Origin of the sequence: Sphingomonas zeae, from assembly GCF_014197135.1 — a bacterium.
Lineage (GTDB): Bacteria > Pseudomonadota > Alphaproteobacteria > Sphingomonadales > Sphingomonadaceae > Sphingomonas > Sphingomonas zeae.
Genome location: NZ_JACIFA010000006.1, coordinates 14,918 through 30,340 on the forward strand (window position 1 = coordinate 14,918; position 15,423 = coordinate 30,340).

At 66.7% G+C, this 15,423-nt stretch carries 16 protein-coding genes; 12 read left to right on the plus strand and 4 right to left on the minus strand.

Features of this window, described 5'->3' with window-relative positions:
* Window position 1 precedes the first annotated feature (1 nt).
* Window positions 2–1,009, plus strand: coding sequence for a tryptophan--tRNA ligase (trpS, locus tag GGR45_RS10045; RefSeq protein ID WP_175310945.1), 1,008 nt, complete (start codon window positions 2–4; stop codon window positions 1,007–1,009).
* A gap of 167 nt (window positions 1,010–1,176) precedes the next feature.
* Here the strand turns inward: trpS and dnaA are convergent, their stop codons facing one another.
* The 3 genes from dnaA to mutM form a co-directional block, all read right to left on the minus strand.
* Window positions 1,177–2,706, minus strand: a complete 1,530-nt coding sequence (gene dnaA / locus GGR45_RS10050) for a chromosomal replication initiator protein DnaA (protein WP_175310946.1) — start codon at window positions 2,704–2,706, stop codon at window positions 1,177–1,179.
* 478 nt (window positions 2,707–3,184) lie between these two features.
* Window positions 3,185–3,448 carry a 30S ribosomal protein S20 gene (gene rpsT / locus GGR45_RS10055; protein WP_175310947.1) on the minus strand — a complete coding sequence of 88 codons (264 nt, stop codon included), beginning with the start codon at window positions 3,446–3,448 and terminating at the stop codon, window positions 3,185–3,187.
* A gap of 87 nt (window positions 3,449–3,535) precedes the next feature.
* Window positions 3,536–4,351 (minus strand): bifunctional DNA-formamidopyrimidine glycosylase/DNA-(apurinic or apyrimidinic site) lyase, encoded by an 816-nt coding sequence (gene mutM, locus GGR45_RS10060; protein WP_175310948.1) that lies wholly within the window; start codon window positions 4,349–4,351, stop codon window positions 3,536–3,538.
* 79 nt (window positions 4,352–4,430) lie between these two features.
* On the opposite strand from mutM, the gene GGR45_RS10065 reads away from it, so the two are divergent.
* The 8 genes from GGR45_RS10065 to GGR45_RS10100 all read left to right on the plus strand — a co-directional run bounded on the left by GGR45_RS10065 (window position 4,431) and on the right by GGR45_RS10100 (window position 11,019).
* The gene (locus tag GGR45_RS10065) at window positions 4,431–5,162 is read left to right on the plus strand and encodes a class I SAM-dependent methyltransferase (RefSeq protein ID WP_042490299.1); all 732 of its coding nucleotides are present in this window, start codon (window positions 4,431–4,433) and stop codon (window positions 5,160–5,162) included.
* Window positions 5,163–5,199: 37 nt separating this feature from the next.
* Window positions 5,200–6,735 carry a 2-polyprenylphenol 6-hydroxylase gene (ubiB, locus tag GGR45_RS10070; protein WP_175310949.1) on the plus strand — a complete coding sequence of 512 codons (1,536 nt, stop codon included), beginning with the start codon at window positions 5,200–5,202 and terminating at the stop codon, window positions 6,733–6,735.
* A gap of 74 nt (window positions 6,736–6,809) precedes the next feature.
* A complete protein-coding gene (locus GGR45_RS10075; protein WP_175310950.1) occupies window positions 6,810–7,844 on the plus strand; it encodes a hypothetical protein in 1,035 nt (344 codons plus the stop codon).
* Complete coding sequence (coaBC, locus tag GGR45_RS10080; protein ID WP_175310951.1) at window positions 7,841–9,028, plus strand: bifunctional phosphopantothenoylcysteine decarboxylase/phosphopantothenate--cysteine ligase CoaBC; 1,188 nt, start codon at window positions 7,841–7,843, stop codon at window positions 9,026–9,028. Before GGR45_RS10075 ends, coaBC begins: the two co-directional genes overlap by 4 nt.
* On the plus strand, window positions 9,025–9,474 hold the full coding sequence (gene dut, locus GGR45_RS10085) for a dUTP diphosphatase (RefSeq protein WP_175310952.1): 450 nt from the start codon (window positions 9,025–9,027) through the stop codon (window positions 9,472–9,474). Before coaBC ends, dut begins: the two co-directional genes overlap by 4 nt.
* Window positions 9,471–9,902 carry a hypothetical protein gene (locus GGR45_RS10090; protein ID WP_175310953.1) on the plus strand — a complete coding sequence of 144 codons (432 nt, stop codon included), beginning with the start codon at window positions 9,471–9,473 and terminating at the stop codon, window positions 9,900–9,902. Before dut ends, GGR45_RS10090 begins: the two co-directional genes overlap by 4 nt.
* Window positions 9,899–10,666, plus strand: a complete 768-nt coding sequence (locus tag GGR45_RS10095; RefSeq protein ID WP_175310998.1) for a HesA/MoeB/ThiF family protein — start codon at window positions 9,899–9,901, stop codon at window positions 10,664–10,666. The genes GGR45_RS10090 and GGR45_RS10095 overlap by 4 nt, the downstream gene beginning before the upstream one ends.
* Entirely contained in the window at window positions 10,663–11,019 is a 357-nt protein-coding gene (locus GGR45_RS10100) for a hypothetical protein (protein WP_175310954.1), read from the plus strand. Before GGR45_RS10095 ends, GGR45_RS10100 begins: the two co-directional genes overlap by 4 nt.
* Before the next feature lie 83 nt (window positions 11,020–11,102).
* Here the strand turns inward: GGR45_RS10100 and galU are convergent, their stop codons facing one another.
* Window positions 11,103–11,963, minus strand: a complete 861-nt coding sequence (gene galU / locus GGR45_RS10105; protein ID WP_175310955.1) for a UTP--glucose-1-phosphate uridylyltransferase GalU — start codon at window positions 11,961–11,963, stop codon at window positions 11,103–11,105.
* Between the two features lie 112 nt (window positions 11,964–12,075).
* On the opposite strand from galU, the gene wecB reads away from it, so the two are divergent.
* From wecB to GGR45_RS10120, 3 genes are all read left to right on the plus strand, one after another.
* Complete coding sequence (gene wecB, locus GGR45_RS10110) at window positions 12,076–13,215, plus strand: non-hydrolyzing UDP-N-acetylglucosamine 2-epimerase (RefSeq protein WP_175310956.1); 1,140 nt, start codon at window positions 12,076–12,078, stop codon at window positions 13,213–13,215.
* Entirely contained in the window at window positions 13,199–14,461 is a 1,263-nt protein-coding gene (gene wecC / locus GGR45_RS10115) for a UDP-N-acetyl-D-mannosamine dehydrogenase (RefSeq protein WP_175310957.1), read from the plus strand. The genes wecB and wecC overlap by 17 nt, the downstream gene beginning before the upstream one ends.
* 72 nt (window positions 14,462–14,533) lie before the next feature.
* Entirely contained in the window at window positions 14,534–15,292 is a 759-nt protein-coding gene (locus GGR45_RS10120) for a metallophosphoesterase (RefSeq protein WP_175310958.1), read from the plus strand.
* Window positions 15,293–15,423: the final 131 nt, after the last annotated feature.

Below are 15,423 nucleotides of genomic sequence, written 5' to 3' on the forward strand. Positions count from 1 at the left end.
CATGCGCGTCGTTTCCGGCATCAAGCCCACGGGCAATCTCCATCTCGGCAATTATCTGGGTGCCGTGAAGCAGTGGGTGGCGATGCAGGACGACATCCAGGCGAAAGGTGGCGAGACGATGTACTTCATCGCCGACCTGCACGGCCTGACCGAGTGGATCGCGCCCGCCGACATGGCCGCGAACACCATCGAGATGACCGCGACGCTGATCGCCGCCGGGATCGATCCCGAGCGTTCGATCCTGTTCAACCAGACCCGCGTACCGCAGCATAGCGAGTTGAGCTGGCTGCTGAACAATGTCGCGCGCGTCGGCTGGCTGAACCGCATGACCCAGTTCAAGGACAAGGCGGGCAAGAACCGCGAGGGCGCCAGCGTCGGGCTGTATGATTACCCGGTGCTGATGGCGGCCGACGTGCTGCTCTACAATGCCACCCATGTCCCCGTCGGCGAGGACCAGAAGCAGCATCTGGAGCTGGCACGCGACATCGCGACCAAGTTCAACAATGATTATGGCCGCGACCTGTTCACCTTGCCCGAGCCGCTGATCAGCGCCGCCGCGCCGCGCATCATGTCGCTTCGTGACGGCGCGTCGAAGATGTCCAAGTCCAACCCGTCGGAAATGTCGCTGGTCAAGCTGATCGACACCGATGACCAGATCGCCGAGAAGTTCCGCAAGGCCAAGACCGATCCGGACGTCCTGCCCGAAACGATGGAGGGGCTGGAAGGCCGCGCCGAGGCGCGCAACCTGATCACCATCTATGCCGCGCTGTCCGATCGCGATCCGGCGGACGTGCTGGCACAGTTCGCGGGCCAGGGCTTCGGCGCGTTCAAGCCCGAACTGGCCGATCTGGCGGTCGCCACGCTGGGTCCGATCCGCGAACGGCTGACCCGACTGCTCGACGATCGCGGCGAAGTGGGGCGCATCCTCGAGCGCGGCGCCGAGAAGGCTCGTGATATGGCCGTGCCATTGCTGCTCGATGTGCAGCGGACCATGGGGTTGCAGATCTGATGAAACCTGGTCCCGTTGCCCGAACTTGGGCGACGGGGTCATGGACTGCCGGCTCGCGTGACCTTCGACTATGCCCGGGCGGGATCGAGATAGGGTAACAGCGGGTCGAATAAGCGTTCAGGCTGAGCGCAGTCGAAGCCTACGCCCCCGCCCCGCCCAAACGAACCTCAGCCCTCCAGTTCCTTCATCAACACCCGCACCGCATTGTCGATATCGCGGTCGGTATCGCGCAATTCCTCGATCTTGCGCACCGCATAGATCACCGTCGAGTGATCGCGCCCGCCAAACTTGCGGCCGATCTCGGGCAGCGAACGGGTGGTCAGGCGCTTGGCGAGGTACATGGCGATCTGACGCGGACGGGCGATCGCGCGGGCGCGGCGGGCCGAGACCAGATCAAGCGGCTTCAGCTCGAAATGGCGGCTGACCAGCTTCTGGATCTCATCGATCGTGATCCGCCGCTGCGCCCCGCGTAGCACCTCGCCCAGCGTGGCGACGGCGAATTCCAGGTCGATCTTGTCGCCGGTCAGCTGCGCATAGGCGACGACCCGGTTCAGCGCGCCTTCCAGCTCGCGGATATTGCCGCGAATCCGCGAGGCAAGCAGGTCGAGCACCTCGGCGGGCACCTCGATCTCGGGCAGATCGGCGACCTTGCGGTTCAGGATCGTGCGGCGCAGCGTCAGGTCAGGCGCCTTGATGTCGGCGACAAGGCCCGCACCCAGGCGACCGATGATCCGCGGCTCGACGCCGTCCAGCGACTGGGGCGAACGATCGGCCGAGATGACCAGCCGCTTGCCAGCGCCAACCAGCTCGTTGACCGTGTGGAAGAATTCCTCCTGGGTCGAATCCTTGCCCGCGATGAACTGAAGATCGTCGATCAGCAGCAGATCGGCCGAGCGCAGCCGCAACTTGAAGCTGTGCGTGTCACGCGCGCGCATCGCGGCGACGAAATCGAACATGAAACGCTCGGCCGACATGCACAGCACGATCGCGTCGGGATGCGACTCGAGAAAGGCATGGGCGATGGCGTGCATCAGATGGGTCTTGCCCTGCCCGGTGCCGCCATGAAGGAAAAGCGGACTGAAACGCGGCGGACCCGGCTCGGCGAGCGACAGCGCGGCGTTGAACGCGACGCGGTTCGACGAATCGACCACGAAGCGATCGAAGGTCAGGCGGGGATCGAGCGGTGGCCGATCGGCTGGCGTGCGCAGGGCTGGCGCGGCGACGGCCGCGACCGGCGCCAGGTTCGCGGCCTTGGCCCGAGGGGCCGGACGCGGAGCCGGAGCGGACTCGGCGAAGAGCGAGGGCTGCTCGTCTTCCTTGACCGGCTGCGACTCAACCGCCCGGAGACCAGGGGCAGCGGAACGCGGGGCGGGCGCGGTATCGGACGTCTCGACGCTGGTCAGCCGTGCGACCTTGCTCGGTGCGCGAGTCTCGATAACGACCGAACGGACCTCAGGCAGCACCGCCTTGAATTCCAGGTGCAGGCGGTCGGCATAATGGCTGCGTACCCAATTGGTCGCGAAGGCCGAGGGGAGTGCCAGACGGACCGTGTCGGGCTCGTCACCCTCGATCAGCTCCATCGGCTTCAGCCACTGGTCGAACAGACGGGCACCGGCTGATTCGCGCAGGTTCGCGCGGACGCGCGCCCAGGCACGAGCCTGGTCCGTCGTCGGTCGCGTCGCCTGCCAATTCGTCACCCGTACACTCCACTCTTGCCGACCCCCTATCGGGTGGTCGATCCCCTGTTCCACTCGGCGACACGTTACCCATCGGCGAATCAACTGGATTCGACCCGGTCTGTCACTTCGCTATGTCCATGACGCGGGGCACGAAGCACCGCCGCTGGGAAACCGATTATGAGCCATGACGGGGTCCGATCAAGACCATCTCCGGCCATAAATCTGAAATAAACCGGATTGACAGGCAAAAGCCCGCAGAAACCCGTACAACTATCTCACAACGTATTGATATTGCTCGATATTAACCAAGGCGTATGTTTGGAGCCCGAAACCCGAATCGCTCGAATCGCGGATAAAGCTGGCGTTGCGCGAACCGCGGGATTGTTCCCAGGGATCACGGCCCGCAAAGCGTTAATGCTGGGGTGACGCGCGCACGAAAAAACCCGCCGGGGTACCGCCCCCGGCGGGTTTCATTCGTCGCGAAACCGAGAGGCTTTTAGGCCAGTGCGGCGACACGCTTCGTCAGGCGCGAGAACTTGCGCGCGACGGTGTTCTTGTGCAGCACGCCCTTGGCGACGCCGCGCGCCATTTCCGGCTGCGCCGCGGCCAGAGCGATCGTCGCGGTTTCCTTGTCACCGGCGGCCAGGGCGGCTTCGACCTTCTTCACGAAGGTACGGATGCGGCTGACGCGGTTGCCGTTGATGACGGCGCGACGCTCGTTGCGACGGATACGCTTTTTGGCCTGCGGCGTGTTCGCCATGAAAACCTCTAAATCTCGATCAAAAGGGATAGCGGCGCGACGCACCAGCTTTGAAGCCGCCGCCCTTACCGGCTGGCGGGCATCCCGTCAACTGCGCTGGCAGGTCGCACACCAGAAAGTCGAGCGCCCCGAATCGGTTCGCCGCCGGACGATGGCCCCGCATTCGCAACGATCGCCTTCACGGCCATAGACCCGCCACTCCTTGGAGAAATAGCCCAGTTCGCCGTCCGGCCGCACATAATCGCGCAAGGACGATCCTCCAGCGAGGATCGCGGCCTCCAGCACGGCGCGGATCGCCTCGACCAGCCGGACGAGTCGCGGCCGGGAAATCTGCCCGCCCGCGCGGCCCGGCGTGATCTTCGCCATGTGCAGCGCTTCGCAAACATAGATATTGCCCAGCCCCGCCACGATCCGCTGGTCGAGCAGCATCGCCTTGATCGGCGCCGCCCGCCCCTCCAACGCCCTGGTCAGATAATCGGCGGTGAAGTCCGGCCCCAACGGCTCCGGCCCCATCGCCAGGAAGGGCGGATAGCTGGCCAGATCGGCGGTCGGCCACAGATCGACAAAGCCGAATCGCCGGGGATCATTCAGCGCCAGCCGCCGCCCTGCCGCCGTCTCCAGCAACAGATGGTCATGCGTCTGCGGCTCGCCCGGATCGATCCGCCAGCGCCCAGACATGCCGAGGTGAAAGACCATGGTGTCGCCGCGATCGGTGTCGATCAGGCCATATTTGGCACGGCGGCCGAGCGACGTGACGGTCGCCCCCGTCATCCGTTGGCGCAGGTCGGGGGGAAAGGGATGGCGCAGGTCGGGGCGGCGTGGCTCGACCAGCGTCAGCTGCGCATTCGCGAGCACCGGGGTCAGGCCGCGGACCGTGGTTTCGACCTCGGGAAGTTCGGGCATCAGCTCTCTGTCTGGGTTTCCTTACCCCAACAGCTAGGTAGCGTTTGCCCCGCCAGCAAGGCCGGGCTAGGGCAAGCGCATGAGCGATACCGTGTCCTTCGGCTATGAAGATGTGCCCCGCGACGAAAAGGTCGCCCGTGTCGGCAGCGTGTTTACCAATGTCGCCGCCAAATATGACCTGATGAACGATGCCATGTCGGGCGGTATGCACCGGCTGTGGAAGGATCGTTTCGTGCGCCGGGTGAAGCCCCGCGCCAGCGACCAGATCCTCGACATGGCGGGCGGCACCGGCGACATCGCCTTCCGCCTGGCCGAGTCGGGCGCGAGCATCACGGTGGCCGACATCAATCCGGCGATGCTGGAGGTTGGCATGAAGCGCGCGGCGGAGCGCGGGTTCGACGAGCTGGTCTGGACCGAGGCCAATGCCGAGTCGCTGACTTTTCCCGACAAGTTCTTCGACGCCTACACGATCGCGTTCGGCATCCGCAACGTCACCGACATTCCGGCGGCACTGAAGGAAGCGCACCGCGTCCTGCGGCGTGGCGGGCGCTTCTTTTGCCTCGAATTCTCGACCACCGTCTGGCCGGGCTTTTCGGAGGTGTACGACGCCTATTCGCACAAGCTGGTCCCCAAGCTGGGCCAGATGCTGGCGGGCGATGCGGACAGCTATCGCTATCTGATCGAGTCGATCCGCCGCTTCCCCGACATGCCGACCTTCGAGCGGATGATCCGCGAGGCGGGCTTCGTCGAAACCAAGGTCGAGCCGATCATGGGCGGGCTGGTCGCGATCCATTCGGGTTGGAAGATTTGATGCAGGGACGCTCGGGCGCCGATCAGGGGGGCGCCCTATGACCCAGCCGGTGGTGCATCTCTGGCGTCTGCTCAAATGGGGGCGGACGCTGGCGCGGCATGGCGCTTTGCGCGGGATCGAGCGCGATCCCAATACGCCCGCGCCGGTGCGGCGGCTGGCGCGGGTCGCCCGCTTTGGTGCGCGCGTGCCCGCCCGGCCCGCTTATGCCGATGCGTTCCAGGCGATCGGCCCGGCGGCGATCAAGCTGGGCCAGACGCTGGCCACCCGGCCCGATCTGGTCGGCGAGGAAGCCGCGCACGACCTGCTGCGGCTTCAGGACCAGCTGCCCCCTGTTCCCTTCGCGACGATCTGCGCCGCGATGGAGGCGAGCATGGGCCGCCCGCCTTCGCACTTCTTCTCCTCGATCGAGGAGGTGCCGGTCGGCGCTGCCTCGATCGCGCAGGTCCACCGCGCGGTGACGACCGATGGCCGCACGGTCGCGGTCAAGGTGTTGCGCCCCGGCGTCGAGGAAGACTTCGCCCGCGCCATCGACACCTATCAATGGGCTGCGGCGCAGGTCGAGGGGATGAGCGGCGAGGCCGCGCGTCTGCGCCCGCGTCTGACAGTCGAGAATTTCCGCCGCTGGACCCTGCGTGAATTGAACTTCCGGCGGGAGGCGGCCTCGGCCTCCGAACTCGCCGAATCGATGACCGCCGAGCCCGATTTCGTCGTGCCGCAGATCGACTGGGCGCGCTCGACCGCCAAGGTGCTGACGGTCGAATGGGTCGACGGGATCAAGCTGTCCAACCGCCAGGCGCTGGTCGAGGCGGGATACGACCTGCCGCACCTCGCCCAGACGCTGGTGCGCGCCTTCCTGCGCCAGGCGATCGCGGAAGGCTTCTTCCATGCCGACATGCACCAGGGCAATCTGTTCGCCCTGCCCGGCAACAAGATCGCCGCGATCGATTTCGGCATCATGGGCCGGATCGACCGGCGCGCGCGGGTGTGGCTGGCCGAGATTCTCTATGGCCTGATCACCGGCAATTATAAGCGCGTCGCCGAGATTCATTTCGAGGCAGGCTATGTGCCGCCGCACCACAATGTCGCCGAATTCGCGACCGCACTCCGCGCGGTGGGCGAGCCGATGCGCGGGCTTCCCGTCAAAGACATGTCGATCGGCATGATGCTGGACGGCCTGTTCTCGATCACGCGCGATTTCGACATGGTGACGCAGCCGCATCTGCTGCTGCTCCAGAAGACCATGGTGATGGTGGAGGGCGTGGCGACCAGCCTCGACCCCGATATCAACCTGTGGGACTCGGCCGCGCCGTTCGTGCGGGAATGGATTCGCACCGAACTCGGCCCGGAGGCGAAGATCGCCGATCGGCTGATCGAGGATGTCCGCACCATTGCGCGCCTCCCCGATCTGGTCCGCCGGATCGAGGCGCGCTACCCCGCACCGGGCGGCGAGCCGCCTGCCCCGCCGCTCAAGCAGATCGAGGTCGTGCGGATCGGCGGCGGCTGGCGCTATGCGCTGATCTCGATGCTGTCGGCCGCCGCCGGGGTCGCCGCGACGTTGGCCGTCTTGCGGTAAGAATGCCGGGCAGCGCGCCCCCTCTCCCCACGCGTCGCGCCTCGCGGCCGCTCTGGCTGAGCCAGCCGGGACGGATGTCGGGCCTGACGCCGCCGATGGCGATCGGAGTTCTGGCTCTGCTGCTCATGCTGGTGGCCGGCATATTCTGGACCGGCGGCGATACCACCCCGGTGACGGATCGCCTGCCCCCGGTCGCGGCTGCGATCCTCGACCATGTGCGGCATGGCCAGGATTTCTACGCGGCCGCGATCGATGCGTTGCGGGAGAATGGGCGGCCACTGCGCCCCGTGCTGCTGGCGGTTCCGCTGCCCGCGCTTCCCGTGACGCTCGCATTGCTGCCGCCCCTGGTCGACCAGATGCTGATCGTATTGCTCGGATTGGCGGTGGTCGCAGCCTGGGCGCGCCGGTGCTGGCCCCTGTTCGAGCGACGCGGCCCCCGCGCGTTGGCGATCATTCTGCTCGTCGCTGGCCTCTATCCGGCGTTCGACCGGGCGATGGTCGCGGTGCCCGAGGTCTGGGCTGCCCTGTTCATCGCCCTGTCGCTGGTCCAGCGACGCCCCGATGCCATGCCGACCGCCGTCGCGCTGGGGCTGGTCGCGATGATCCTCAGCCCCGTCGCGCTGCTTCACGCGCTGCTCATGGGGTTCCTCGCCTGGCGCGCAGGCGCGGAACGCGAGGCGACGGGATGGATCGGTGCCACCGCCATGGCGATAATCCTCTACGCGGCCCATGCGCACAGGCTGAATGCGATGATCAGCCCGATCGACCCCGCCATCAGCTCGCCCATCGCCGCCCAGTCGCCGGGCGAGTGGCTGGCCGCGATCGCGTCGGCGAGCGGAGTCGGGCTATTGCCCCCGGTGATCGCCCTTCCGCTGGCGCTGCTCGCCGCGCTGGGCTGGGCGCATTGGCGGCAGCCAGTGGCGCGGCGGGCGGGAATAACCCTCGCTGCCTATGCGCTGCTTGGCCTGTTGACCGGCGCCCCGGCCTTTGCCTTGGCGGCCGCGCCGCTATTGTTTCTTGGTGTCGTCTTCGCCCCTGATGCGGTCCGCGAGTTGATCGCCGCCGCGCGCGACCGGCGCCGCATCACGGTGACGCGAGTCGTGCGATGAGCCATATCCTGTTGATCGTCGGCGGCGGGATCGCCGCCTATAAATCCTGCGAACTGATCCGCCTGCTGCGCAAGGCCGGGCACAGCGTCCGCTGCGTCCTGACCGAGGGCGGCAGCCATTTCGTCACGCCCATGACGCTGGCCGCGTTATCCGAAAATCAGGTCTTCACGACGCTTTGGGACCTGAAGGACGAAGCCGAGATGGGGCATATCCAGCTCAGTCGCGAGGCCGATCTGGTGGTCGTCGCGCCGGGCACCGCCGACCTGATCGCACGTATGGCGAACGGCCATGCCGATGATCTGGCAACGACGTTGCTGCTCGCCACCGACACGCCGGTGCTGGTCGCGCCCGCGATGAACGTGCGGATGTGGCTTCACCCCGCGACCCAGCGCAACGTGGCGCGGTTGCGCGATGATGGCGTCGAGGTGATGGCTCCCGACGAAGGCGCGATGGCGTGCGGCGAGTTCGGCCCCGGCCGCCTGCCCGAACCGCCCGCGATCGTCGCGGCGATCGAGGCCAGGCTGGCCCCCGCCCATCGCCCGCTGGCCGGACGGCATATACTGGTCACGGCGGGGCCGACTCACGAGCCGATCGACCCGGTTCGCTACATCGCCAACCGCTCTTCGGGGCGGCAGGGTTTTGCGGTGGCGGGGGCGCTGGCCGCGCTGGGCGCACGAGTGACGCTGATCGCCGGGCCGGTCACGCTGCCCACTCCGCCGGGCGTTGGCCGGGTTGACGTCGAAACCGCATGTCAGATGGCCCAGGCGGTCGCCGAGGCGCTCCCCGCCGACGCCGCCGTCATGGTCGCCGCCGTCGCCGACTGGCGGGTCGAGGCGGCGGGGCAGAAGGTCAAGAAGGACGGCGGTGCCGCCCCTGCGCTGACGCTGGTCGAGAACCCCGACATCCTGGCCACCGTTGCCGCCGCACCGAACCGTCCCGCGCTGGTCGTCGGCTTCGCCGCCGAGACCGAGCATGTCATCGACCATGCCGTCGCCAAGCGCCTGCGCAAGCGCGCCGACTGGATCGTCGCCAATGACGTATCCGGCGACGTGTTCGGCGGCGATGCGAACAGCGTCCACCTCGTCACCGCCGAGGGCGTCGAAAGCTGGGAGCGGATGGGTAAGGACGATGTTGCCAGGGGGCTCGCGCAACGTATCGCCGATGCGCTACAAGGCGAACCATGACGCTTGCACCAATCTCGATTTCCCTCAAACGCTTGCCCCATGGCGAGGGGCTTCCCCTGCCCGCCTATGCCACGCCGGGAGCGGCGGGCATGGATGTGGTCGCGGCCGAGACGCTGACACTGGAGCCCGGCAAACGCGCCGCCGTCGCGACCGGCTTGGCCATCGCGATCCCGCCGGGCTACGAGGTGCAAGTGCGCCCGCGCTCGGGCCTGGCGCTGAAGCACGGCATCACCTGCCTCAACACGCCAGGGACGATCGACGAGGATTATCGCGGCGAGGTGAAGGTGATCCTCGCCAATCTGGGCGACGCGCCGTTCGACGTGGTGCGCGGCGAACGCATCGCCCAGCTCGTCCCCGCCCCCGTCCAGCGCGCGACCCTTGCGCAGGTCGATGAACTCGACTCGACCGGGCGGGGTACGGGCGGCTTCGGATCGACCGGGCGGTGATCGCGGCGCTGCTTCTCGTCGCCGCCACGATGCAGGCGACCGTGCCGACGGCGCCGGTCGTCCCCGCGACGCCCCCCGCCGCTGCGGGTGCCGCCGAGCCGCCGCATGACTGGTCGACGCTTTCCTCCCTCACCCTGCCGCCCGCCGGTCCCGACATGGTCCGCTTCGTCCGCTACGAGGTGGCAGCCGGACGCTGCCCGCGGGCCAAGGCGGCGGAGGCGCAGATGGTGCTGGTCATGCCGCTCGCCATCCGGATCAGCACCGATGGCAGCGCCGACAGCATCGTGCCGCTCGCCATCGGATGCCCCACGGTCGAACAATTTACCGCAGGTGCGGCACAGCGCATGGTGCGCCACCTGGCCCATCGCACGATGATCCCGGGCGGTCGCTGGTATCGGACGGTCATCACCTATACATGGCCGGGATGATCCTGAACGACGACGAATTGGCCCGTTATGCCCGCCATATGGTGCTCCGCGAATTCGGGGGAAGCGGACAGATTCGTCTGAAAAAGGCGCGGGTCGCGGTGATCGGTGCGGGAGGCATCGGCTCTCCCGCCATCCAGTATCTGGCCGCCGCCGGCATCGGATCACTGGTGCTGATCGACGACGATGTGGTCGAGCCGTCGAACCTGCAACGCCAGACCATCTTCACCACCGAGGATCGTGGGATCCCCAAGGTCGAGGCCGCCGCCGCGCACGTCTCTCGGCTGAACCCGCATGTCACCGTCACGGCGCATCGGACGCGGGTGACGCCGGACAATGCCGCCGCGCTGATCGAAGGCGCCGACGTGGTGCTGGACGGCTGCGACAATTTCGCGACCCGGCTGGCGGTGGCCGACGCCGCGCTGGGCCTGCGCATCCCGCTCGTCTCGGCGGCGGTGGGGCAGTTCGAGGGACAGCTGGCGGTCTATCGCGGCTGGGAAGCGGACAAGCCCTGTTATCGCTGCTTCGTCGGCGACGCCGCGGACCAGGCGGGACTGACCTGCGCCGATGACGGCGTGCTGGGGCCGGTGACCGGCGTGATGGGCAGTCTCGCCGCGCTGGAGACATTGCGCGCGGCGGCTCCGTTCGGCCGCGACAGCGCGGGCAGCATCCTGATCGCCGACATGCTGACCATGCGGTTCCGCACGCTGGCCCTGCCCAAGGACCCCGGTTGCCGCTGCGCCCGGGCCGTCGCGGTGGCGGCATGAGCGCGCGGCCGACGCCGCCGCATGGCTGGCTCGACTGGACTGGCGACAAGAGCTGGATCGGGCAAGTCACCGGCCTGCCCGACAGTACGCTCCACGCCTATGCGGGCGTGGCGATCCTGACCCTCGCGGCGCTGGTCATGCGGCGCAAGCCCTGGGACTGGCGCTGCTGGCTGACCGTGCTGGTGATCGAGACGATCAACGAAGCCTATGACCTGCTCCAGCCCTTCTACGCGACCGACGAGGGCAATCTGCCCGCCAGCTGGTTCGACATCTGGAACACGATGCTGTGTCCGACGCTGATCCTGCTGACCTTCGGCTGGCTCGCGCGCCGGGCGGATAAGCGCGGGCGGTAATCATAATTTCTCCCTGCAGGGGAGAAATGAAAAAGGGGCGGCGACCTTTCGGCCCGCCCCTCTTCAACAACGCTGAAGCTCAATCAGCCTAGCAGGTTCTTCGCGAACGCGCGCACCGCCGGGCCGATATCCTCGCGCGCCAGACCCAGTGCCAAATTCGCGGTCAGCCAGCCCGCCTTGTCGCCGCAGTCATAACGCTGCCCATCGAAGGTGAAGCCATGGAAGGGCTGGTTGCCGATCAGCTTGGCCATCGCGTCGGTCAGCTGGATTTCGCCACCCGCGCCCGGCTCCTGCGCGTCGAGGATCTGCATGACCTCGGGCTGGAGGATGTAGCGGCCCGGGATCATCAGGTTCGACGGTGCCTTGCCCTTGGGCTTTTCGACCAGCGCGGTGACTTCGGTCAGGCGACCATCCTGCTTGCCGGGCGAGATGATGCCGTATTTGTCGGTTTCGCTGTCGGGCACTTCCAGCGCGCCGATGACGTTGCCGCCGACCCGGTCATAGGCCTCGACCATCTGCTTCATGAAGCCGCCGACCATGAGCTCGTCGGGCAGCAGCACCGCGAAGGGCTCGTCGCCGACGATCTCACGCGCGCACCATACGGCATGGCCCAGGCCCAGCGGCTCCTGCTGGCGGACATAGACGGGCGAACCCGGCTTCTGGCGGATGCCCTCGACCACCGCGAGGCTCTTGCCGCGCGCCTTCATCGTGGCTTCCAGTTCGTAGGAGATGTCGAAATGATCCTCCAGCGCGCCCTTGCCGCGGCCGGTGACGAAGATGATCTGCTCGATACCCGCTTCCAGTGCTTCCTCGACGGCGTACTGGATCAGCGGCTTGTCGACGACGGTCAGCATTTCCTTCGGCATCGACTTTGTGGCGGGCAGAAAACGCGTACCCAAACCGGCGACAGGAAAAACAGCCTTGCGAACCTTCTTGATCGTCATGAAACCTCCCTGGATCAATCTACCTCTAGCCGGATCGTGCAGCGCAACATAGCCTTGCGCCGCCGGGATGCGATTAGGGTGTCCTTAAAAGCGACAGGTTACGAATCGCCCGATGAAGCGCCCGATCCTTGCCCCCATACTTGTCGTCTTCGGCACAAGACCCGAAGCGATCAAACTGTTCCCCGTCATCAGGGCTCTGCGCGCGGCGAATGCGGCGCCGGTACGCGTCTGCGTGACCGCGCAGCATCGCGGGATGCTTGATCAGGTGCTGAGGATCGCCGATCTCGCCCCCGACCATGACCTGGACCTGATGGAGCCTGGCCAATCGCTCGACCGGCTGACCGCGCGGCTGCTGACCGGGCTGGGCGAAGTGATGGATGCCGAGCGTCCGGCGATGGTCGTCGTGCAGGGCGATACAGCCACCGCCATGGCCGGCGCGCTCGCAGCCTATTATCGTAAGATTCCCGTCGCCCATGTCGAGGCGGGGCTGCGTTCGGGCGACATCTATCAGCCTTGGCCCGAAGAGGTGAACCGGCGGATGATCGCACCGATCGCCGCGCTCCACTTCGCACCCACCCAAACCGCCGCCGCCGCGCTCATGGCCGAGGGAATTGATCCGGCGCGGGTCCATGTCACCGGCAACAGCGTGATCGACGCGCTCCTTTGGACGAAGGAGCGGATTGCAACTGATCCGACGCTGGCCTCGGGCCTCGATCCCGTGCTGGCGCGGCTGGAGGGCAAGCCGATCGTGCTGGCCACGACGCATCGGCGTGAGAATTTTGGCGACGGCATGGCGGCGATCGCCCGCGCGCTGCGCCGGATCGCCGATCGGGGGGATGTCGGCATCCTGTTCCCGATGCACCCCAACCCCAATGTCGTGGCCGTCATGGACGAAGTGCTGGGCGATCACCCCGCCATCGCGCGGATCGCGCCGCTCGATTATCCCCATTTCGTCCGCGCGCTGGACGCCGCGCATATCGTCCTGACCGACTCGGGCGGGGTGCAGGAGGAAGCGCCCGCACTCGGCAAGCCGGTGCTGGTCATGCGCGAGACCACAGAACGCCCCGAAGGCGTCGAGGCGGGCACCGCGCGGCTGGTCGGCACCGACGAGGATCGGATCGCTACGGAAGTCTTCGCGTTGCTGGACGACGCCGATCGTTACGCCGCCATGGCGCGCGCGCACAACCCGTTCGGCTCGGGCGACACCGCCGAGCGGATCAACAGGATCATGACCCATGCCCTTGGACTCTGAACTCTCGGTCACGGTGATGGGGCTGGGCTATATCGGCCTGCCCACCGCCGCGGTCATCGCGCGGACCGGCGCGATGGTGACGGGCGTCGACGTCACGCCTTCTGTCGTGGACACGATCAATTCGGGTCGCGTCCATATCGAGGAGGTCGATCTGGACGGCCTCGTCTCGGGCGTGGTCGCGCGCGGCAGCCTGAAAGCCTCGCTGACCGTCGCACCCGCCGATGTCTTCGTCATCGCGGTGCCGACCCCCTTCACCCAAGATCGCCAGCCCGACATCACCTTCGTCCTCGACGCCGCGCGCGCGATTGCGCCGGTGCTGAAGAGCGGCGACACGGTGATCCTCGAGTCGACCTCTCCCGTCGGCACCACGGAGCAGGTGCGCGATCTGATCGCACGCGAACGGCCCGACCTGAAGCTGCCGGGCGCCACCCGGCCGGGCGAGCAGGCCGATCTGGCCATCGCCTATTGCCCCGAACGCGTGCTGCCCGGCCGTATCCTGGTCGAACTGATCGACAATGACCGGGTCATCGGCGGCATCACGCCGCGCTGCGCGCGCAAGGCGCTGGCCTTTTACCGGCGCTTCGTACGCGGCGCGTGCGTCACCACCACCGCGCGCGCGGCGGAGATGACCAAGCTGACCGAAAACGCCTTTCGCGACGTCAACATCGCCTTTGCCAATGAACTCAGCTTGGTGGCGGACACGCTGGGCGTCGATGTGTGGGAAGTGATCCGGCTGGCCAACCGCCATCCGCGCGTCAACATCTTGTCGCCCGGTCCCGGCGTCGGCGGCCACTGCATCGCGGTCGACCCCTGGTTCCTGGTCGCCGCCGATCCCGCCAACACGCCACTGATCCGCACCGCGCGCGAGGTGAATGACGGCAAGACCGACCACATCATCGCCCGCGCTGCTGCGATGATTGAAGCGCAGGACGGTCCGGTCGCCTGCCTGGGCCTGGCATTCAAGGCCAATATCGACGACTTCCGCGAAAGCCCCGCCCTGAAGGTCGCCGCCGCGCTCGCCGCCCGATTCGGAGAGCGCGTCCACGTCGTCGAGCCCTATGCCACTACCCTGCCCCGCGCCTTTGACGGAACGGGCGCGCGGCTGATCGATATCGACACCGCGCTGGAAACTTGCGGGGCGATGATCGTTCTGGTCGATCACGACATCTTCCGATCCGTTCCGCTCGACGAGCGTCGGGGCAAGGCCGTTCTGGATACCCGCGGGCTTTGGCCCGACCAGAGCTGACCCCCGCGTCGCATTGCACGGGCGGACGGTCGGGACTAAGCACAACCGCCTATAGCGGACATCAGACCATCCATGCTTGCCAAGCTGTTGAATCTACGAAAACGCGTTCCTGATTTCGTACCCGCCATGGAGCCCGGTCTACGGGTCTATGCTGTCGGCGATATCCATGGTCGGCTGGATTTGCTTGACGCCATCCTCACCCGGATCGAGGCGGATCACGCCGCCCGCGCGCCCGCCGAGCGACACATCATCTTCCTGGGCGATCTCGTCGATCGTGGCCCCGACTCGGCGGGCGTGGTGGAGCGGGTGCGCGGCCTGTGCGCCGCCGATCCCCAAGTCCATTGTATCATGGGCAATCACGAAGAGATTTTCCTGCGCGCGATCGAAGGCGACGACAAGGCGCTGCGGCTGTTCTGCCGAATCGGCGGCCGCGAGACGATGCTGAGCTACGGCGTCACGGCGGAGGACTATGAGCGGCTCGATTATGCCGAGGTCGCCGAGCGGCTGAACGCCGTCGTGCCGCCCGAGCATCGGACATTCCTGGAAAATTTGAAGGAGATCATGGTCCTGGGCGACTATGCCTTCGTCCATGCAGGCGTTCGCCCCGGCATTCCGATCGCCGAACAGAAACTCGCCGAAACGCGCTGGATTCGCGATCCCTTTCTCGATCACCGCGCCCCGCTCGAAAAGATGGTGGTGCATGGTCATACCGTTGCCGAAGAGGCAGAAATCCTGCCGCACCGTATCGGGATCGACACGGGCGCCTATCACAGCGACCGCCTGACCGCACTGATGCTGGAAGATCAGGGACGCGAGATTTTTTCCACTTGACGTCTCTTTACCGAGCCGAAACGTTTGTCAGGGCATTCCGTTTGGCGGCAAAGCACCGTATAGCCGCAGAGCGGTAAAGTGATGTTGCATTGCCGCATCAGTGTGGGAGCATAACTGTCCCATACTCGTTG